This window comes from Candidatus Thiodiazotropha sp. CDECU1, from assembly GCF_963455295.1.
Lineage (GTDB): Bacteria > Pseudomonadota > Gammaproteobacteria > Chromatiales > Chromatiaceae > Thiodiazotropha.
The window spans coordinates 4,053,794-4,072,982 of record NZ_OY734020.1 but is presented as its reverse complement, the minus strand read 5'-3'; the positions used below and the strand labels follow the sequence as shown (position 1 = coordinate 4,072,982).

15 protein-coding genes and 1 other RNA gene are annotated in these 19,189 nt (G+C 52.9%); 6 read left to right on the top strand and 10 right to left on the bottom strand.

The window, feature by feature from the left end; genetic code table 11:
- Position 1: 1 nt before the first annotated feature.
- Positions 2–1,075 carry a glycosyltransferase gene (locus tag R2K28_RS18625; protein WP_316366846.1) on the top strand — a complete coding sequence of 358 codons (1,074 nt, stop codon included), beginning with the start codon at positions 2–4 and terminating at the stop codon, positions 1,073–1,075.
- A gap of 490 nt (positions 1,076–1,565) precedes the next feature.
- Here the strand turns inward: R2K28_RS18625 and R2K28_RS18620 are convergent, their stop codons facing one another.
- From R2K28_RS18620 to lpxL, 3 genes are all read right to left on the bottom strand, one after another.
- Positions 1,566–1,760 (bottom strand): hypothetical protein, encoded by a 195-nt coding sequence (locus tag R2K28_RS18620; RefSeq protein WP_316366844.1) that lies wholly within the window; start codon positions 1,758–1,760, stop codon positions 1,566–1,568.
- Complete coding sequence (locus R2K28_RS18615) at positions 1,757–4,831, bottom strand: glycosyltransferase (protein WP_316366843.1); 3,075 nt, start codon at positions 4,829–4,831, stop codon at positions 1,757–1,759. Before R2K28_RS18615 ends, R2K28_RS18620 begins: the two co-directional genes overlap by 4 nt.
- Before the next feature lie 356 nt (positions 4,832–5,187).
- Positions 5,188–6,099, bottom strand: a complete 912-nt coding sequence (lpxL, locus tag R2K28_RS18610) for an LpxL/LpxP family Kdo(2)-lipid IV(A) lauroyl/palmitoleoyl acyltransferase (RefSeq protein WP_316366840.1) — start codon at positions 6,097–6,099, stop codon at positions 5,188–5,190.
- A 191-nt stretch (positions 6,100–6,290) separates the two neighbouring features.
- On the opposite strand from lpxL, the gene hldE reads away from it, so the two are divergent.
- From hldE to waaA, 3 genes are read left to right on the top strand one after another with little or no spacing between them, the layout of a single operon-like run.
- Entirely contained in the window at positions 6,291–7,715 is a 1,425-nt protein-coding gene (hldE, locus tag R2K28_RS18605; protein WP_316366839.1) for a bifunctional D-glycero-beta-D-manno-heptose-7-phosphate kinase/D-glycero-beta-D-manno-heptose 1-phosphate adenylyltransferase HldE, read from the top strand.
- Positions 7,705–9,489, top strand: coding sequence for a lipid A export permease/ATP-binding protein MsbA (gene msbA / locus R2K28_RS18600; protein WP_316366837.1), 1,785 nt, complete (start codon positions 7,705–7,707; stop codon positions 9,487–9,489). The genes hldE and msbA overlap by 11 nt, the downstream gene beginning before the upstream one ends.
- Before the next feature lie 21 nt (positions 9,490–9,510).
- Positions 9,511–10,776: a lipid IV(A) 3-deoxy-D-manno-octulosonic acid transferase gene (waaA, locus tag R2K28_RS18595; RefSeq protein ID WP_316366836.1), complete on the top strand. Its 1,266-nt coding sequence runs from the start codon at positions 9,511–9,513 to the stop codon at positions 10,774–10,776.
- 40 nt (positions 10,777–10,816) lie between these two features.
- On the opposite strand, the gene R2K28_RS18590 is transcribed toward waaA, so the two are convergent.
- Positions 10,817–12,580, bottom strand: a complete 1,764-nt coding sequence (locus R2K28_RS18590) for a mechanosensitive ion channel family protein (protein WP_316366835.1) — start codon at positions 12,578–12,580, stop codon at positions 10,817–10,819.
- A 228-nt stretch (positions 12,581–12,808) separates the two neighbouring features.
- On the opposite strand from R2K28_RS18590, the gene R2K28_RS18585 reads away from it, so the two are divergent.
- Positions 12,809–14,323, top strand: coding sequence for an FMN-binding glutamate synthase family protein (locus R2K28_RS18585; protein ID WP_316366834.1), 1,515 nt, complete (start codon positions 12,809–12,811; stop codon positions 14,321–14,323).
- Positions 14,324–14,349: 26 nt separating this feature from the next.
- Here R2K28_RS18585 and rpiA read toward each other — a convergent pair whose 3' ends face one another.
- The gene (rpiA, locus tag R2K28_RS18580) at positions 14,350–15,009 is read right to left on the bottom strand and encodes a ribose-5-phosphate isomerase RpiA (RefSeq protein ID WP_316366832.1); all 660 of its coding nucleotides are present in this window, start codon (positions 15,007–15,009) and stop codon (positions 14,350–14,352) included.
- 328 nt (positions 15,010–15,337) lie between these two features.
- Here rpiA and ilvA point away from each other — a divergent pair, with 328 nt between their 5' ends.
- Positions 15,338–16,858 (top strand): threonine ammonia-lyase, biosynthetic, encoded by a 1,521-nt coding sequence (ilvA, locus tag R2K28_RS18575; protein ID WP_316366831.1) that lies wholly within the window; start codon positions 15,338–15,340, stop codon positions 16,856–16,858.
- Positions 16,859–17,150: 292 nt separating this feature from the next.
- On the opposite strand, the gene R2K28_RS18570 is transcribed toward ilvA, so the two are convergent.
- From R2K28_RS18570 to R2K28_RS18550, 5 genes are all read right to left on the bottom strand, one after another.
- Positions 17,151–17,564: a hypothetical protein gene (locus tag R2K28_RS18570; protein ID WP_316366829.1), complete on the bottom strand. Its 414-nt coding sequence runs from the start codon at positions 17,562–17,564 to the stop codon at positions 17,151–17,153.
- Positions 17,565–17,757: 193 nt separating this feature from the next.
- The gene (locus R2K28_RS18565) at positions 17,758–18,345 is read right to left on the bottom strand and encodes a 5-formyltetrahydrofolate cyclo-ligase (protein WP_316366827.1); all 588 of its coding nucleotides are present in this window, start codon (positions 18,343–18,345) and stop codon (positions 17,758–17,760) included.
- Positions 18,346–18,369: 24 nt separating this feature from the next.
- Positions 18,370–18,554, bottom strand: a non-coding RNA gene (gene ssrS, locus R2K28_RS18560) — 6S RNA.
- Positions 18,555–18,582: 28 nt separating this feature from the next.
- Complete coding sequence (locus R2K28_RS18555; protein ID WP_116447870.1) at positions 18,583–18,897, bottom strand: cell division protein ZapA; 315 nt, start codon at positions 18,895–18,897, stop codon at positions 18,583–18,585.
- The gene (locus tag R2K28_RS18550) at positions 18,894–19,127 is read right to left on the bottom strand and encodes a TIGR02449 family protein (RefSeq protein WP_116447872.1); all 234 of its coding nucleotides are present in this window, start codon (positions 19,125–19,127) and stop codon (positions 18,894–18,896) included. Before R2K28_RS18550 ends, R2K28_RS18555 begins: the two co-directional genes overlap by 4 nt.
- Positions 19,128–19,189 lie beyond the last annotated feature (62 nt).

Genomic DNA, 19,189 nt, shown 5'->3' with positions numbered 1-19,189 from the left:
CATGTCTGAGTTACATACACTGCAGCTTATCGGGAGTAAATCCTTTGGTGGGGCAGAGCGCTGGTTTCAACGTTTTTCCCTGGCCCTTGCAGAGATGGGACATCCCACCGAGGTCGGGGTACGTAGCGGTCATGAACTCGATGGCGACCACTGGCCGGGTCTGACCCGGTATGCGCTTCCCATGCGTACGGTATGGGATCCGCTTTCGCGTTTCGAAGTGAAGCGATTGGTGAAACAGATACAACCGGACATAGTACAGACCTATATGGGCCGGGCGACCCGACTTACCCATCTCTCAGCAGCAGGCGATCCGGTGCATGTGGCCCGGCTGGGCGGATACTATAAAGTGGACGGCTATCGACATGCCCATGCGTGGATCGGTAACACCAAGGGCATATGTGACTATCTTCTGCAGGCGGGGCTGCCGCAAAAGCGTATCTTCCATCTCTATAATTTTGCCGATCTGCCAACGCCTGGCCCTCCGCCGGTGGATTTGAAGGCGAAACTCGGCATTCCCGAGGATGCCTGGGTGTTGATGACGCCGGGCAGATTCGTACCCTTCAAGGGTCATCGATTCCTCCTGGAGGCGCTGGCCCGTTTACCCGCAGTGGTGGCAGGACGACCCGTATGCCAGGTGATATTGGGTGACGGGCCGCTGCAACAGGCGCTGCATGCCCAGGCGAAGACGACAGGCATCGATGAGCGAATCGTCTGGACAGGCTGGCAACTCGATCCGGATGCCTACTATCGCCTTGCGGACCTGATCGTGTTTCCCTCCACCTACGCTGAACCCTTTGGCAATGTCATCATTGAGGCCTGGGGATATGCCAAGCCTTTGGTTACTTCAGCCTCCATGGGCGCCAGCGAGGTGGTTCGGCATGAACAGGATGGGCTTGTGTTCGAATGTGAAAATGGCTTGGCCCTGTCCCAGACGATCGAGCGGGCATTGAGTAACGATGAGTTGCGGCAGGGAATGGCCGAGGCCGGCCACCAGCGGGCGCTAAGCGAGTTCGCCAGGGATGCGATCATGCAGACCTATGTGGAGCTCTATCGCTACCTGTTGGAACATCATTGACGCCCTTCATAATGTGTTTTTCCAACCATCGGCGCCTGACGGTTGTCTTTCTCCGACGCCCCAACAGTAGCTCCCTCTACTGACGGGGCTTACGCGGCATCCCTGCCGCTACTACGAAACACAACCGTCAGGCGCCTACCAGCGTTGCTATGGTTGCAGGATGGTCACTAACCACCCTCTTTAATGATTTCAGGGCCTAGGGCCTGTTAACACTAATCCGATAGGCCCTGTTGCGCCTGAAAAAGCGCCAATCAAGGCGCGAGGAGCGAGGTTTGGTTGTTCCAAATGAGCGACGAGCAACGCCGAGTGGCGCTTTTTCAGGCGCAACCCGGAGGGCTGGGGCTGTTTTTCCACCCAGCGGCGTTATCATTCGCTCATGTAGCGCTGCTACACCACGCTCATTCTGCCTTGCTGGACGAAAAAACAGTCCCAGCAGAGCCTATCGGATTAGTGTTAACAGGCCCTAATCAGCCATGGATTGAACCCCGGGTCAGAGCAACCGGTTTTTTATATGCAGGGCGATCCATTTACGGTAGTAGCCCAGCAGTGGAAACAAACCCGGCCAGAACGGCACACCCCGCTTGAGCAGCGGAAGAAAGGGTAAGGCATAGAGAAACAGTCTCGATGGACTGAGGTAGCTGTTACTCGATTCAGATTGTTTGTTGTTATGTGTTGTCGTTTTCACGAGTGTCTCACTACTTTCAAGACCCTGAACATGAAGTTCCATGCTTTGGTGGGGAGGTCGACAAACATGGCTGCCTTCCAGGGTGCATTGAGCAGGTTGTGCCATACCGCGCGTGGGTGAAACAGCACGCCACCAAGTCTGATGGGTGGTGCTTTCAGGTTCAGGATATTCTCATGGCCGAAGTCTTCACTGTGGGCAAGCCCGGTAATATGCTCAACCTCGTCTCTGGTGGGATAGATAATGGATCGCTCGAGGAGGGCGAAACCATACGGCCGCAGTTGAGCGAAGTCCAATCCCGTCAAGCGGTGGGCATTGATAAACGCCTCGGTGCTCGACAGGATACCGGTATGGATCTGTTTGATTGATCCATTGCAATGAATCTCTGCTATTCGGTCTGCGGTGTCATCCTGTTTGAGGATGGGTGATATGGTTCCCTCATCATCCGCATAACCCAGGGTGGTCGCTTCCAGGGATCGCGCGCCCTGCTCAAAGAGCTCCTCGAACTCGGCGGCGGTTTTGAATGCCTCTTGGTCACTGTTGGCGTCATACAGCAGGCCGTGCACCCGGTTATCCTCGCCGAACTCCTTATGGATCTTGCCGACGAACGCGAAATAGTAACCGGACATTTTCGGGAAGTCGTGGCGATGGCCAAACGCGCGCTTGAGATATTTCTGGATCGTGCCGTTCCAGCCGATATCCACAAAGGCGATGTTGTGGTGGGTGAAGAAACCCATTTGCTCCAGGTAGCGTTCCAGGCGTTCCTGGCAAAGGGTGCCGTATGCGCTGATTTTGGCCTGTACTTCCGGATCATCGAGAAAACTCTTGAGGCGTCTGTCCCGGTGATCGGTGAGAGGTTTATCCATCGCTTTGAAACCGTGGCGATGGGCATGTGCTTCGAACTCATCCCTGTCCAGGCCGAAGGTTTTCAATATCGATAGTAGTCCCTGCTGTTTTGGATTGAAGAGTGCCATACGGGCCTGATCGACCGTCATGCCCTGACTGATGGATGCGGCCATGATGGTCTTTCTGGACGCATAGAGATAGTCGCCCTGGGGACAATCATCCCCCTTCCACTGCTGGTAGAGTTGCTGAAAAATAAAGCCGTCTCTGGCAACGAAAAAGAGCTTGTCGATCCGATCCCGTCTGACAGCCTCAATCAAACCGGCCATGAAAATATTGAATACAGGTGCCAGCTGATGACGCCCATATCGATAGAAAAAGCTGTTTTCCTCCTGGCTGTCAGCCTGTTGTGCCAGTAGCGCATCGTATACCTGTGAAAACCACATGCCAGGCCAGGGGCCGCCGTGGTGACACATTTCGTGATGCAGCGCCTGATGCCTGCGTCGAATCAATTCATGCTTTTCATGCAGATGCAGGCCGATCCCGCCCTGAGTCAGCAATGCCTGACTGTCGGAGATCGGATTGTCTCCGATATGCAGCAGCTCCTCCGGACTCCATCCATGTTGTTCAAGGATATGCTGAAACAGCTTGCCCGAGTGTTTGCATAGGCCCGATTCTGAAGAGACGTGGAGTTCATCCAGCTTGTGCAGTAATCCCTTATCACTCAGGATCTCCTGGATATGTCGTTCTCCAAGATACATATCCGAGGTGGCGATCAGGGTGAGATCCTGCTGTTTGATCCAGTCCAGCAACTCAAGCATACCGGGTTTGACATACAGGGCGAGACACTCCATTTCGACTTCGATCTTGTGGATCAGGGTTGCCAGCCGCTGCTTGGGAATCCCGGCATCCAGCTGTTCCACCCAATCATCCACCAGATCGTTGAAATGGCACTCACCGTCACCCCTGTTTTCCCGCGCCAGCGTGCGCAGGTGTAGTTCCGCTTTTTGCCGTGCCTGGCATACGCTTGCAGCGGTATGGTCTCCGCCCAGGATTGCCGCAAGTTCACGGCATACCGCCATCTGTACCGCTTCAGGGGGTTCGATGACCCGGGCCAGCAGGGTGTCAAAGATATCGAATGAGACACATTTGAGCCGGTGGCGATTTTTAAGGATGAATGCCTGGGTCTCCTGTATGTTGTGTATCCGATGTTCTTTTCTGTTGAGGAAGCGTGTCAGCCGATTTCGGACGCGCTGAATAGGACTTACAATTTTGTTTCCCAGGCGGTACGAGGTGCTGTTATAGATGGCGGATATCTGCTGTTGGTAATTCTGCTCGAGTTGTTTTTTGTTCTCTTCGATATGTTGTGTAAGTGAGGCGATCTGTTGTTGATGAGCTGTCTCTTTTTGCTCAATCGTGGCCTGCACATTGTCACCAAGCCAGTCTAACTGTTGTTTGATGAGGGAAAGATTAGTGTCGCGATACTGCCGGGAATGGGCAAGTATTTCAGGTGTCGATCCGCTCAATAGTTGAAAGGTTTCTATAATCGCCGCAACCGGGTTCTCCTGGATGGTGTTCGCGCCGTGTATGCGGTATTGCACCAGAGCGCTGTCGTCCAGCAGGTCGGTCTTGTGCCCTGCGAGTATCAGTCTCAAGACGAATTCATAGTCGTGTACGTAGCGGTAATCGGCGAATCCACCGTGCTTATCGTATACCTCGCGGCTGAAGAAGAAATTCGATGTGGTAATCAGCAGATTACCCTTGCACAAAGCGGTCAGGAGTTGCTTGTTTTCCCGATAGGTCTCGAGTAGTCCTGAGTACCACTGGTGCCAGTAGCTGTCCGGGTCATCCATGGGTGAGCCATCGGCGCTGATCGGTTGCACTCTGGTTGCCAGGAAGGCAATCCCTTCCTCTGTTGCCTTGGTATAGAGTTTTTGTAACCTGTCCGGACTGTAGGTGTCATCCGAATTGAGTATTGTCAGGAAATCACCCTTCGCCAGCGCCAGTCCCTCGTTGATGGTGGTGTGGGCGCCCAGATTTCGCTCATGTCGGGTAGCGTGAATTCGTTTGTCGGTGAAATCGTCGATCACAGGCCAGGAGTCATCCTGGGAACAGTCGTCGATGATGATCAGTTCCCAATCACTGAAGGATTGCCGGATGACACTTTCGATCGCCTGCGCAATGTAGCGTGCATGGTTATAGCAGGGGATGATAACGCTGATTGCTGGCATCTAGGGCCTGTTAACACTAATCCAATGCGCTCTGCTGGGACTGTTTTTGCGCCCAGCAAGGCAGAATGAGCGTGGTGTAGCCCGGCTACATGAGCGAATGATAACGCCGCTGGGCGCAAAAACAGCCCCAGCCCTTCGGGTTGCGCCTGAAAAAGCGCCACTCAGCGTTGCTCGTCGTTCATTTGGAGTGACCAAACTTCTCTCCTCGCGCCTTGATTGGCGTTTTTTCAGGCACAACAGAGTGCATTGGATTAGTGTTAACAGGCCCTAGGCCATGTTGGAAAAGGCGTTAGTATAGCTGCCACGAGCGGGTGTGAAAAATGCTTATCCAAGGATATGCGGTTTATAAACAGGCTCTAGTAGGGGTCCGGAATCACTTTCCGCTTCTTGAAGCGCCGGTGTATCCAAAGATATTGCTCAGGGGCATAACCGATAGCCATCTCAATCAGGCCGTTGATGCGTGTCGCATCCTGTTGGACATCCTGGGTTGGAAAGTCGTTCAAAGGTGGATGTATAACCAGGTGATAACCACTGCCATTCGGTTTTCGATAGCCGCTGAAGAGGATGACATCGGCACCGCTGATCTTTGCCAGGCGGGAGGTGGCGGTATTGGTACCGGCAGGTTCACCGAAAAAAGGGGCCAGGATGCTGTTGCGTCCCTTGAAACTCTGATCGGGGGCGTACCATACGGGCAGGTTCTGCCTTAGTGTCCTGACCACCTGACGTATGTCGTTACGCGCTATCGCGGCCTCGAAGCGCATGCGACGATTGCGACTGAATGCCCATTCGATGACCGGATTTTCATGGGGACGGTACATCACCGCAATCGGTTGGAACAGGCTCAGCAACCTGCCTGTGATCTCCAGGTCAGTGAAGTGGGCGCTCAATAAAATAGTGCCTTTGCCCCTATCCAGACTCTGTTGCAGGTGCTCAATCCCTTCAATTTTAACCAGGGACCGCAGTTTCTCATCCCTGGCCCACCAGGCGAAACCTATCATCACAATCCCGATGCCCAGGGAGTGAAAGTGATCCAGCAGCAGTTGCTCACGCTCGATTTCGCTCTTCTCGGGAAAACAGATGCTGAGATTCACGGCGGCAATATGACGACGTGTGGGTGAGACACGATAGATCAGCTTACCCAGCAGGCGCCCCACGGTCATTGCCAAGCTGTAGGGAAGTAACTGACTGAGAAGCCAAAGCATAGTCATCCCTGCCCAGGTGGGCCAGTAGCGTGGGGAATAGAGGTGGTGTTTACGTTTTTTTGCCATTAACCGCTGTGCATCAACCTGGATTCAGATTGTTACCTTTACTGCTTCGATTGTTTATTATGCACGGATCTGTCGTTTTCCGCTGCGGCAAGCCACACCCCGTACTTCGATTATTTGTAGGGTGCGGCTTGCCGCAAACACGCTAAATGTATAATGTCACTCAATTACCCAGCTGATAAGTTAACGGTTTAATGCAATTTCATCTTCCCGACTTTAGCCGTGCGCGGGTCCTGGTAATAGGCGATCTTATGCTGGATCGTTATTGGCAGGGTGCCGCGGCCAAGATCTCACCCGAGGCACCGGTGCCTGTGGTACATGTGCACGAGCGTGAAGAGCGTCCTGGCGGTGGTGCCAATGTGGCGCTGAATATGACCTCCCTGGGCGTCAATGTGGACCTGTGCGGCCTGGTGGGTAAGGATGAGGCCGGCACTGCCCTGGCGCAGCATCTTGAAGCGGCAGGTGTGGCCTGTTACCTGCAGGTAGAGAAGGGTCTGCCCACGATCACCAAACTGCGGGTGATCAGCCAGCATCAACAGCTGATTCGACTCGATTTCGAGCAGCCCTTGTGGCGCTGTGATCTGACCGAACTCGACCGACTCTGTCTGCAACAACTGCCGGGTGCTGAATTGGTGATTCTGTCGGATTATGCCAAGGGCACCCTGCAGCAGCCGCAACGCCTGATCGATGCCGCCAACGAACGAGGCATACCTGTTCTGGTGGATCCGAAAGGGGGGGATTTTTCCAAATACCGGGGCGCCACCCTGCTGACCCCCAATCTGAAGGAGTTCGAGGCAGTTGTCGGTGCCTGCGAGTCGGATCGGGAACTCAATGAAAAAGCTATCGAGTTACGTCAAAAGCTCAACTTGAAGGCGTTGCTGATCACCCTTAGCGAACGTGGCATGTTGTTGATCCATGAGGATGCCCCTCCATTGCACCTGCCAACCCGGGCCCGGGAGGTGTTTGACGTGACCGGTGCCGGGGATACGGTAATCGGTGTGCTGGGAAGCGGAATGGCGGCTGGTATGCCGATACAGGAGGCAGCGGGTTTGGCGAATGTGGCGGCCGGCCTGATGGTGGCGAAGCTCGGCGCGGGCAGTGTCTCCCTGGGTGAGCTGAAGGGTGCCTTGCGCAGGCAGGGAGACTTCCACACCATCCTGACCCGGGATGAGTTGCGTGAGGCCACGCATGAGGCGCGCTACCAGGGTGAGCGAATAGTCATGACCAACGGCTGTTTCGATATTCTTCACGAGGGGCATGTGCGTTACCTGCAACAAGCCAAACAACAGGGAGACCGTTTGGTGGTGGCGGTGAACGATGACGATTCTGTGCAACGCCTGAAGGGAACAGGGCGACCGATTAATGGTATCAATCAGCGCATGGCGGTCCTGGCAGGCCTGGCCTCGGTGGATTGGGTTGTACCGTTCAGTGAAGATACGCCGGAGTCGTTGATCTGTGATATCAAACCGGACCTCCTGGTCAAGGGAGGGGATTATCAACCACAGGAGATAGCCGGTTACGATTGTGTAGTGAAAAACGGCGGTGAAGTGAGGGTGCTCGAATACCTGGAAGGCGCCTCCACCAGCCGTATCGTGGAGGCCATGCGCGATGTCGAATGAGACCGGAGCGCCATCCGGCCCCGGCATGACAGGTCGTGAACTCTATCTACGACTGCTGAAGCGGGTGCGCCCCTACTGGCGCCAGTTCAGCGGTGCACTGACGGCCATGGTGGTGTTGGCGTTGACCGAACCGGCCATTCCCTGGCTGATGAAACCGATGCTGGACGGCAGCTTCGTGGAGAAGGATCCGGAGATTATCTTCTGGTCGCCGATCCTGCTGATCCTGCTCTTCAGCATCCGTGGCATCATGAACTTCATCAGTGGTGTTGCCTTCGAGTGGGTTGCCGGGAAGGTGGTGCTGGATCTACGCAAGATGATGATTGAGCGAATCCTGACCATGGGTACCGCTTTTTTCGATGCCCATGCCACAGGCAGCTTGATTTCAAAAGTCACCTTCAATGTCAATCAAGTCACCATGGCGGCAACCAAGGTGCTCACAACCCTGGTCAAGGATACGATCATTATCATCGGTCTGCTGGCCTACATGCTCTACCTTAATTGGTTGTTGACCCTGGCGGTGTTTTTGGCGATGCCGGTTATTGTTATCGCGGTGCGTTACCTGGCGATTCGTTTACGCCGGGTGAACCGGGCCTTGCAACAGACCATGGGAGTGATGACCCAGGTCCTGGAGGAGTCGATCAGAGGGCATAAGGTGATCAAGATCTTCGAGGGTCGACCTTATGAGCAACGGCGTTTCATGGAACGTGCGAACTGGGTGCGTCGTTATAACATGAAGAGCAAGGTGGCCGGTTCTGCACATATGCCGTTGGTCGAGTTTGTCGGCGCAGCGATGATTGCGGCTTTGGTCTATGTCAGTACTCACCAGACAGCCGTGGGAGAGCTGACAGTTGGTGGTTTCGTCTCGTTGATGGTGGCTATCGGCCTACTCTTTTCACCCTTAAAGAGACTCACCGGTATCAATCAACCCCTACAAAAGGGGTTAGCCGCGGCGGAGAGTGTATTCAGCCTGGTGGATGAACAGCCCGAAGCCGATAACGGCAAGCGTTGCATCGACAATATTGAGGGTAGGGTGTCCTTCGAAGCGGTCTCGTTTCGTTATGCGAGTATGGATAAGGATGCATTGAAACCGATCAGTTTCGAGATGTCCCCGGGTTCCACGGTGGCACTGGTAGGTCACTCTGGAGGAGGCAAGACAACCATTGCCAATCTGATTCCCCGTTTTTACACCCCGACGGGAGGGCGGATACTGATTGACGCTATCGATATTCAGGAGTTGAGTCTGATCAGTCTGCGCAGACAGATATCCTATGTGGGGCAGGACTCGGTACTCTTTGATGATAGCGTGGCGGCGAATATCGCCTATGGGGCTGTGGGCGAGGTCAGTCAGGAGCAGATAGTCGAGGCGGCGAAAAGTGCCCATGCCCTGGAGTTCATTCAGCGCCTGCCCGATGGATTCGATACCCTGATCGGTGAGGATGGGGTGCGTCTGTCGGGTGGGCAGCGCCAGCGGCTGGCCATAGCCAGGGCGCTGATCAAGGATGCGCCTATCCTGCTGCTGGATGAGGCGACTTCAGCACTGGATACCGAATCGGAGCGACATGTCCAGGCCGCCTTACAGGCCTTGACTCAGGAGAGAACCACCCTGGTTATCGCCCATCGCCTCTCAACCATTCAACATGCGGACAAGATTTTGGTTATTCAGGATGGTGAACTGGTTGAAGAGGGTGTGCATCAGCAATTGATCGATCGAAAGGGTGTCTATTATCAACTCTGCCGACATCAGTTCAGCGATCAGTTCGAGACCCTGGATTAAGCGAGTCGAGACGGAATTTCGATGCGCTATATCTATACACTCATTTTGACCCTACTGGTTCCAGTCTACTTTCTGCGGCTCTATTGGCGTGGTTTCAAGGCGCCTGCCTATAGACAACGCTGGCTGGAACGGCTGGGTATATTCGAAACGCCTATCGAACAGGGTGGGATCTGGGTACATGCGGTTTCGGTGGGCGAGGTGCAGGCGGTTGCCCAACTGGTCGGGCGCCTTCTCGATCGTTACTCCGATATGCCGCTGCTCATAACCACCACCACACCCACCGGTGCCGACCGGGTCAAAGCGCTGTTTGGCAGTGATGTGACACATCTCTATGCGCCAATCGATCTGCCCTGGGTGGTAAGGCGGTTTTTAATCGCATTCCAGCCCCGGCTGCTGATCCTGGTGGAGACTGAGATTTGGCCCAACCTGATCTACTACGCCAAGCTGGAGGGTGTACCAACCCTGCTTGCGAATGCCAGACTTTCATTACGCTCTGCCAAGGGTTATCACCGGGTTGCGGGATTGACCCGGGATGCGCTGCGTAACCTTACCATGATCGCTCCCCATGCCGAGGCGGATGCAGAGCGCTTCCATACCCTGGGTGCGAGACCCGAAAAGATCGAGGTAACCGGCAGTATCAAGTTTGATGTACACCTGCCCGGGAGTCTGTTGGAGCGCGTTGATGTGCTGCGCCGGGAGTGGGGAGGGCAACGACCGGTATGGATCGCAGCGAGTACCCATGAGGGCGAAGATGAACTGATCCTGCAAGCCCATGCAAGCATTCGGCAAGCCCTGCCCGAAGCATTGTTGGTATTGGTGCCCCGCCACCCGGAGCGGTTCGAGCGGGTGGGGCAATTGGTTGAAGAGGCAGGTTTTAAACTTGTGAAGCGAACCCAGCAACTGCCTTGTGATGATGATACCGCTGTCTTTCTCGGTGACACCATGGGTGAATTGACCCTCTTCCTGGGGGCATCCGATATCGCCTTCATTGGTGGTAGCCTCGTGCCTCACGGGGGACACAATATTCTGGAGGCGACCGCGCAAGGCGTGGCTGTGGTATTCGGTCCCCACATGTTCAATTTCAACGAGATCAGCGAGCTGTATCTTCATCACCAGGCAGCGGTCCAAGTCGACTCGGTGGCAGAGCTGGCTGATCAGGTGAGCCGTTGGCTCAGTGACGCCAGCGAACGTAGCCGCGTGGGTGAAGCGGGCAGGGAATTGGTGGAGCAGAATCGAGGTGCGCTGGATCGATTGACCCAGCTGGTGGATAGACTGCTGGTGAGCTGATTGATCTAGCAAGCCGCACCCAACGGATTTGTGCGATTGATTACGAAACGGGTGGAAACACAACGGGTGGTGGTTTGACGCCGCTACCGGTGGTCTCTGCCACGATGGTTCTGGCATGGGATTGGCCAAGTTCAAAGGCCTGTTGTTGATCCATCTCCGTTGCTGAAGCTGCTGCTTCATCCTCTTTTTTCATATATAGGGTTTGGGTTGGGAAGGCGAATTCAACCCCCAGTTTTTGCGCCAGGCGCAGGATGTCGAGCATAAAACGATGGCGCTCACGCAACTCGGTATTCCATTCCGGTGTCTCCCAAAAGACATACAGCAGCACATCGAGGGATGAAGCTGCAAACTCATTCAGATAGGCATGATAGTAATCCTTTCGCATGTAGGGGTGTTGCCTGACCAACTCCCTCACCCCTTCGCAAAATGCCTCGATACGGTCCGGTGGCGTATCATAGGTGAGTGATAATTTGCATGACAGACGGCGATAACGACGCTCACCCATATTGTCCACCGTGGCGGTGATGAACTTGGAGTTGGGTACCGTGACCACTGAGTTGTAGAAGGTTCTGACCCGGGTACTGCGAAAGCCGATTCTTTCCACGCTTCCCTCCACATCGTCGACAATGATCCAGTCCCCTACCGAAAAGGTGCGGTCCATCAGCACCGTTACCGAGCCGAACAGGTTCTGCACCATATCCTTCGCCGCCAAGGCAAATGCCAGGCCACCCAGTCCAAGGCCTGCCAGCAGGCTGGAAATGTCCACATTCAGGTTGTCGGCGATGAACACAAAGCCGATGACCGTGATGAATACCTTGAGGGTGCGGGGTATCAGCGGCACCAGCGCATCATCCAGCTTGTTATCCGACAGCTCTGCCTGTTTATGCAGATAGGCGGAAACCAGGTCGACCAGTCGATAAGCGGCCCATACCCCTGAGATGCTGGCCAGGAACTTCACTGCCAACAACAACACCAGCATGACATTTTCCGGTAGCCCCATCAGATTGAGACTGCCCCACCAGACGATTGCCATCGCCATCAGGCCGAGAGGACGCAGAATATCTTCCGAGATCTCTTTGAACTCGTTGTGACGGGTGCCGTTACGCCAGCGACGAACGCTGGTCTTCAGAAACAGGGTGATCAGCTTGTCGATGACAACACCAGCCAGGATGGTCAGCAGAAGACCTATCCATTGCCAGTTCTGCAACAGAAAAGTGGATTGTTTCAGTGATAGAGGCACCTTTTGCCGAAAGCGGATATGCCAGGGGACATATGAGGCCTCATCCTTTTCGCCGGTGACCCGTTCAGCGCTCGCCACTTCATCCATGATGGCAGGCAGACTGTTGATGGTATTGCGATCGAAAAGCCAGCGCCCGGATTCGCTACGTGAGATGGCGATCTCTCCGTTCATATAACGCTTGAACAGGTACCTCGATCCCTCGATACGGCTCGGTATTTTTTTAACATCGATGATTTTTGTGCGATCGAGCACCTCCAGCAGCATCCAGGCCAGGTCCTGTCCCCGCTCTTTTCTCACCAATTGGTTGATGTCGGATAGATCGAGGGTGGATATTGCCGCCTCGATCCTGTTTGGTGCGCCTCGCTTGATATCGTTCATGGCATGGAGAAAGGTCTCCATGGTGGCACGGGGCGATTTCAGGTTTGCCGGAACCGTCTCCTCTGAGCTGGTTTCGGATTTTACTCCCTTTTCTGAAGCCTGCTCCTGTTCCGCCCAGCCCGGATGTGCTGCTGCGAGTAGGGTGAGGGTCACTATCAATTGCTGGCCTAACTTTTTAAGTTTCATGTTCCCACAACTCATTTTTCTGTAATTGGCGGTATTTTAGGGGTGAAAATGAAAATATGCATCCAGAGTCTGGATTAAGTTCCAGGGGATGGCGCCGCTATCAATGGTGAAACTTCGGGGCCAATCACTGTTTCGCAAGTTGTACCGCTGACCCTCTAGTAGTTTCCATCTGACTCATCTTGCGCCGTAACACCTGTTCTACGGTTGGCGAAAATGCAGGGGGTAGATATGAACGAAGCAGCGCTTACAAATGGGGGCTTTCTATACGGTGCCTTAGAGGTGTTTGCGATTGTGTTGCTGCTGCTATTGGCCGGTCTGCTCGTAGCAGTGATTGTCACCTATATCTATGATGTGACACAGACCAAGACGGCGATTCGTCGCAACTATCCTGTAATCGGTCACTTCCGCTATTTTTTTGAACACCTCGGGGAGTTCTTTCGCCAATATTTCTTTGCCATGGACCGGGAGGAGTTGCCCTTCAATCGCGCCCAGCGGGCCTGGGTCTACAGGGCCTGTAAAGACCTGCCGAATACGGTTGCCTTCGGTTCAACCCGGGATATTCGTCGTCCTGGCTCGATTCTCTTCGTCAACTGCCCGTTCCCGACCTTGGGAGAGGATGCGGTGCCACCTGGTGCGATTAGCATCGGCGAAGGCTGCCGCACTCCCTATATGACCGACTCATTGTTCAATATCTCTGGTATGAGTTATGGGGCATTGTCCAAACCGGCCGTGCTGGCACTCTCCATGGGAGCGAACAAGGCGGGGTGTTGGGTCAATACCGGTGAAGGTGGCGTTTCTCCTCATCACATCGAGGGTGGTGCGGATATCGTATTTCAGATCGGTACAGCAAAGAATGGGGTACGTGATCTGGCGGGAAACCTGAGTGACGATAAACTCCGCGAGGTCGCGAGTAATCCTCAGATCAAGATGTTTGAGATCAAACTGAGCCAGGGCGCCAAGCCGGGTAAGGGCGGTATTCTGCCCGGCGGTAAAGTGACCCCGGAGATAGCAGAGATCAGAGGGATTGCGGTTGGCGAGGATGCGATCAGCCCAAACCGGCATATCGATATCCGCAGCAACAAGGACCTGTTGGATATGATCAAGCGGGTCAGGGATGTGACCGGAAAACCGGTGGGCTTTAAAACTGTGATCGGCGGTCCCCATTGGCTGGAGGAACTGTTCACGGAGATCCAGAAAAGCGGTGTAGAGTATGCCCCCGATTTCATCACCCTGGATGGGAGTGACGGTGGTACAGGTGCAGCACCGATGCCGCTTATCGATGCAGTGGGCCTCTCTCTGAGGGAGAGCCTCTATATTTTGGTCGATAAACTCAATGCTTATGGCCTGAGAGGGCGCATTAAAGTGATTGCCTCAGGCAAGCTGATTACACCGGCTGATATTGCCTGGGCACTCTGTGTGGGCGCTGACTTTGTAACCTCAGCACGCGGCTTCATGTTTGCATTGGGTTGTATCCAGGCCCTGCAATGCAATAAGAATACCTGCCCTACCGGTATCACGACCCATGATCCGAAACTGCAACAGGGATTGGTTCCGGAGGTGAAGGCCGAGCGGGTGGCGAGCTATGTCGGTCACCTGGTGCATGAGGTCGGGGTCATCGCCCACTCCTGTGGCGTCAAGTCACCTCGCGAGTTGCGCCGGCACCATGCCAGGATCGTAACCGCGGATGGACCGTCGGTTGCCCTGGACGAACGCTTTCCACCAGTAAAGACGAACCTGGAATAAGTCGTTTGGCTATTTTTACGCCAGTGCTATTTTGGTAATATCGTTTTGGCCCCCTGTTCGGTGCCCAAAATCAGTACGTCGGCACCGCGCATGGCAAAAATACCGGTTGTGACCACGCCAGCTATGGCGTTGATGGCATTCTCCATCTCTCTCGGCTTCATGATCTCCAGGTTGTGGACATCCAGGATAAGGTTGCCATTGTCGGTGATAAAATCTTCTCGCCAGATTGGGGTACCGCCCAACTTTACCAATTGCCTGGCAACATGGCTGCGGGCCATGGGTATGACCTCCACCGGGAGTGGAAATGTGCCCAACACGTCGACCAATTTGCTTGCATCCGCTATGCAGACGAATTTTCTGCTTGCCCCAGCTATGATCTTTTCCCGGGTCAGCGCACCCCCGCCACCCTTGATAAGGTTGAGATAGTGATCTGATTCGTCTGCTCCGTCGATGTAGATATCAAGCTCTCCCGCGGCATTCAGGTCTAACACGGGAATAGCGTGAGCCTTCAAACGTTCGGTGGAGGCTTCTGAACTCGAGACAGTACCTTCGATCTTACCTTTGATGCCGGCCAGAAAGTCGATAAAGTGATTGACGGTTGAACCCGTGCCTACTCCTATGATGCCGCCTTTGACATATTCAATAGCGGCCTCAGCGGCCTGTTTTTTAAGATCGTCTGCATTCATTTTATTCTCCTGCGGCGGTCATTACATCGGACCGTAGAAATATAACGGAGCCGAACAAGGTTATTTTCATAGCTCAGATAAGTGAGCCAAAAAAGCGGATTGTGGGAGGTAAACTGCGAGGTTCAATGGTCATTATCCCCATGGCGGTCCCATAATCTAGAAAATTAACTACACATTGGCACAAATAATACGGGGTTAGCAGGTTACCAAAGCTTTTTCTTTGAGTGTGAGTAATAATAACCATACCTATGAAGAATGTCAGGTTTACGAGTAGGATATTGAGTGTCGCCCGACAATTGTCGTCAAGGGTCTGATATCGGATGAGTCCATGCCACAACGTTATATAGAAAAAATACTTCGCGCCCGTGTCTATGATGTAGCCAGGGAGACTCCCCTGGATAGAGCCAATCGTCTTTCGTTACGGCTTGATAATGAGGTGTTTCTCAAGCGGGAGGACCTGCAGCCTGTTTTCTCGTTCAAGTTACGTGGCGCCTACAATAAGATGGTTAACCTGCCGGATTCAGTCAAACGCCAGGGTGTGGTTGCCGCTTCAGCCGGCAATCATGCCCAGGGTGTAGCCTTGGCAGCGCAAAAGCTGAAGATTCAGGCCTTGATTGTGATGCCAAAGACGACACCACCGATCAAGGTCCAGTCTGTAAAGAGTTATGGGGCGAAGATTATCCTTGCCGGCGATTCCTATGATGCGGCCTATGCACGTGCACAGACGATCGCTCAGGAAGGGGGGCTGACTTTCATACATCCATTCGATGATGCGGAGGTCATCGCCGGTCAGGGGACGATTGCAATGGAGCTGCTGAGACAACATCCGTTACCCCCCGAAGCGGTATTCATACCAGTCGGTGGAGGTGGTTTGATTGCAGGCATCGGCGCCTATATCAAATATGTCTATCCCCAGGTGAAGATTGTGGGGGTTGAACCTGAGGATGCGCCATCGCTACACAATGCATTGGCGGCAAAGCGGCGCGTAACACTCAAGCAGGTGGGGATATTTGCGGATGGGGTTGCAGTAAAACAGGTGGGCAAAGAGACCTACCGCCTGGCAAAACAGGTGGTGGATGAAGTGATTCTGGTAAATACAGATGAAATTTGCGCTGCAATCAAGGATATATTTGATGATACACGCACCACCGCAGAGCCAGCTGGGGCGTTGTCGATTGCCGGGTTAAAACGCTATGTAAAACGCGAGGGGATAACAGGCAAACGCCTGGTTGCCATCAATAGTGGTGCAAACATCAACTTCGATCGACTACGCCATGTGGCTGAGCGTGCGGAGTTTGGTGAGCGCAGAGAAGCCCTGTTCGCGGTTCAGATCCCAGAACAGCCTGGGAGTTTTCTGCGTTTTTGCAAATTGATAGGAAAACGCAGCATCACAGAGTTCAATTATCGCTATTGTGATGCAAAACGCGCACAGATCTTTGTCGGTATCGAGTTAAGTGATGGTGATGAGGAGAGAGAGAAGCTGCTTCAGCGATTCATTGACAAGGGGTATTCCATAGTGGATATGACCGATAATGAAACAGCCAAACTGCATATTCGTTATATGGTCGGTGGACATGCTCAAGGTATCGATGGAGAGAAGTTGATACGTTTCGAGTTTCCAGAAAGGCCTGGTGCACTACTCTATTTTTTGAACAATTTGGGTACAGATTGGAATATCAGCCTGTTTCACTACCGTAACCATGGCGCCGCATATGGGCGTGTGTTGATGGGTATACAGTTGTCGAACGCGGAGAAAAACACCCTGCTCAGGCGTTTGAAGAAACTCAACTATCCGTTTTGGGATGAGACGGAGAATCCAGCCTACAAGTTATTTGCGGGAGTCAGCTAGGCTCATCAGTGTGGGCATACCTGATAAGTTAAGTCAGATATGTATCATCTTTATGTTGCACTCACCAAGGGCCCGATCAGTTGCGCTTCAATAGTCACTCATCCCCCGGATGCGGAATTCCAAAGTTAAGTATCATGCCGGTTCCGGTCTGTTATCTGAATACCGGATTAACTAATTGAATTATAAGTCAATTATTATATATTCAAAGTGCTTTGAAATATGCAAAATCAGAACCGGGCAGGATAAAAAAAACCCCGCAGAGCGGGGTTTAGTTTAGCTATAACCAACAGTCTTATTTGGCTGTTCTTTTCTTGCGAGGCGTTACTTTCCTGGGCCTAGCTGGTCTCTTCTTGGCAACCTTCTTCTTGGTTGCCTTTTTCTTAGCAACCCTCTTCTTGGTTGCCTTCTTCTTGGCGACCCTCTTCTTGGTTGCCTTCTTCTTAGCGACCCTCTTCTTGGTTGCTTTCTTCTTAGCAACCCTCTTCTTCGCCGTAGCTTTCTTTTTTGCTACCCGTTTCTTTGCGGTCTTCTTCTTAGCAACTCTCTTCTTGGTTGCTACCTTCTTCTTCGATACTTTCTTCTTGGCTGCGACTCTCTTCTTCGTCGTTGCCTTCTTCTTAGCAACCCTTTTCCTTGCGGGTGCCTTCCTGGTTGTGGTTGAACGTCTTACTGTTGCCTTCTTTTTGGCGGCTTTTTTCTTCGCCATTTACATTCCCTCCCGAGAGAACTACCTGATAGATGAACTGAGTATAATTCAGCTTTTAAAAAAATCCAGAATAGAAAGCAATCTTTTATCAATTATTTCAATTCGTTGTTGTTATACAACACTTGCTAAGTGTAGTTTGCGGGTAGTGAAAGGCAGGAAAATGATGCTATGAACACTCGTTTATATGTTCATATTAAGTGAAGTTGTATATCGCAGCTTCCGTAATGACAGCATCGAGTGGTATATCCCAAGGCATAACTGATATTTGTGATTGCTGTTGAAACTCATGCGCCAAACCAACCAGTGTTGGGCCTTTTAAATGACTGCGTCTGTTTTTAAAGGCGAATGTCCGGTCGTAGTAACCCCCTCCCATCCCCAGGCGATTACCTTCTCTATCGAATGCAATCAGAGGTACGAATACCAGGTCCAGTGCCCATGGCATGACTAACTTACTATGCCTGTAGTTCGGTTCCGGTATACCAAAACGGTTTGTTGTGAAGCCGGTTTGGGTTGTAAAGGGTGCAAACCACAACCCCTTTGTTGGTCTATCGCGCAAAATGGGTAAAAAAACCGATTTCCCGGTACCCTGGGCGAGTTGTAACAAGGGAGCCGGATCCATCTCTCCCCGGACAGCGAAGTAAAACGCAATGCGCCGGCTATGCCTAAAGGGTATGTAGTTTCTTGCCAGGCGAAGGACCTTTCGGCTATGAAAATTGAGCGTTTGCTGAGTTAACTGCTGCCGATGGGCCTTGATTCTATGCCGGATCTCGTGTGATTCCATTGTCTGAGCGGGGTTGGATAAGAGACATCCCCCACCTGTGCCGTCGCAAACCGTTGTTCCTGAACCAGAGGGCTCAAGTGGGAACAACAGAAGTACCTCAGGCTTTCCGCTGGAGTGCGGACATGCACAACGGCACTATCATCATGTTCCCTGGGTAGTTGTTAGGCTCAAGAAAATACCCTGGTTGCTTACGTACACCGCAGGGGATGTCATACCTCTAGGCTAAACCTATTTTGATCAAAGTTCCAGTTGATTGGTTGTGTTGAGTGCAATCTCAATCTTTTCTTGAAGGTTTTTTATGCGGCGCGATATGTTCTGCGAACCGTCTTCCCTGTGTTGCTGGTTGGATAGCAGGTCATTGGCAATATTGAGTGCGGCCATGACCGCAACTCTTTCGGTGCCTATGATACGTCCGTTCTGCCTGATTTCACGCATTTGGCCATCCAGATAGGCCGCTGCTTGCAAAAGGGATTCTCGTTCTTCTGGCAGGCAGGAAATACGGTACTCTTTATCGAGGATATTGACTGTTACAGGCAATGAATCGTTGCTCACTGGGGTGTTTCCATCGATTTCAGTCGTGTAATCATGGCTTCAACCCGGGCACGCGCCAGTTCTGTCTTTTCGATGAGCGCAGCACGTTCAGCTACCAGGTTATCCTGGGTGGCACGCAGTGATTTATTCTCATCTTTGAGGTAGGAGCAGGCCCGGATAAGCTCTTCGACCCGGATTTCAAGCTTGTGCAGGTCCAAATCTGCCGGATTTTGTGTCTCTTTATCAGTCATGGCCATCAATATAGTGGTCTGACAGTGGTGGGTCAATCTCTACGGCTGCATGTTATGATTTG

What these genes read in the sequence shown, in the direction of transcription:
- R2K28_RS18625 (WP_316366846.1), top strand. Translation starts at nt 2, where the DNA reads ATGTCTGAGTTACATACACTGCAGCTTATCGGGAGTAAATCCTTTGGT.
- R2K28_RS18615 (WP_316366843.1), bottom strand. Translation starts at nt 4,831, where the DNA reads ATGCCAGCAATCAGCGTTATCATCCCCTGCTATAACCATGCACGCTAC.
- lpxL (WP_316366840.1), bottom strand. Translation starts at nt 6,099, where the DNA reads ATGGCAAAAAAACGTAAACACCACCTCTATTCCCCACGCTACTGGCCC.
- hldE (WP_316366839.1), top strand. Translation starts at nt 6,291, where the DNA reads ATGCAATTTCATCTTCCCGACTTTAGCCGTGCGCGGGTCCTGGTAATA.
- msbA (WP_316366837.1), top strand. Translation starts at nt 7,705, where the DNA reads ATGTCGAATGAGACCGGAGCGCCATCCGGCCCCGGCATGACAGGTCGT.
- waaA (WP_316366836.1), top strand. Translation starts at nt 9,511, where the DNA reads ATGCGCTATATCTATACACTCATTTTGACCCTACTGGTTCCAGTCTAC.
- R2K28_RS18590 (WP_316366835.1), bottom strand. Translation starts at nt 12,580, where the DNA reads ATGAAACTTAAAAAGTTAGGCCAGCAATTGATAGTGACCCTCACCCTA.
- R2K28_RS18585 (WP_316366834.1), top strand. Translation starts at nt 12,809, where the DNA reads ATGAACGAAGCAGCGCTTACAAATGGGGGCTTTCTATACGGTGCCTTA.
- rpiA (WP_316366832.1), bottom strand. Translation starts at nt 15,009, where the DNA reads ATGAATGCAGACGATCTTAAAAAACAGGCCGCTGAGGCCGCTATTGAA.
- ilvA (WP_316366831.1), top strand. Translation starts at nt 15,338, where the DNA reads ATGCCACAACGTTATATAGAAAAAATACTTCGCGCCCGTGTCTATGAT.
- R2K28_RS18570 (WP_316366829.1), bottom strand. Translation starts at nt 17,564, where the DNA reads ATGGCGAAGAAAAAAGCCGCCAAAAAGAAGGCAACAGTAAGACGTTCA.
- R2K28_RS18565 (WP_316366827.1), bottom strand. Translation starts at nt 18,345, where the DNA reads ATGGAATCACACGAGATCCGGCATAGAATCAAGGCCCATCGGCAGCAG.
- R2K28_RS18550 (WP_116447872.1), bottom strand. Translation starts at nt 19,127, where the DNA reads ATGACTGATAAAGAGACACAAAATCCGGCAGATTTGGACCTGCACAAG.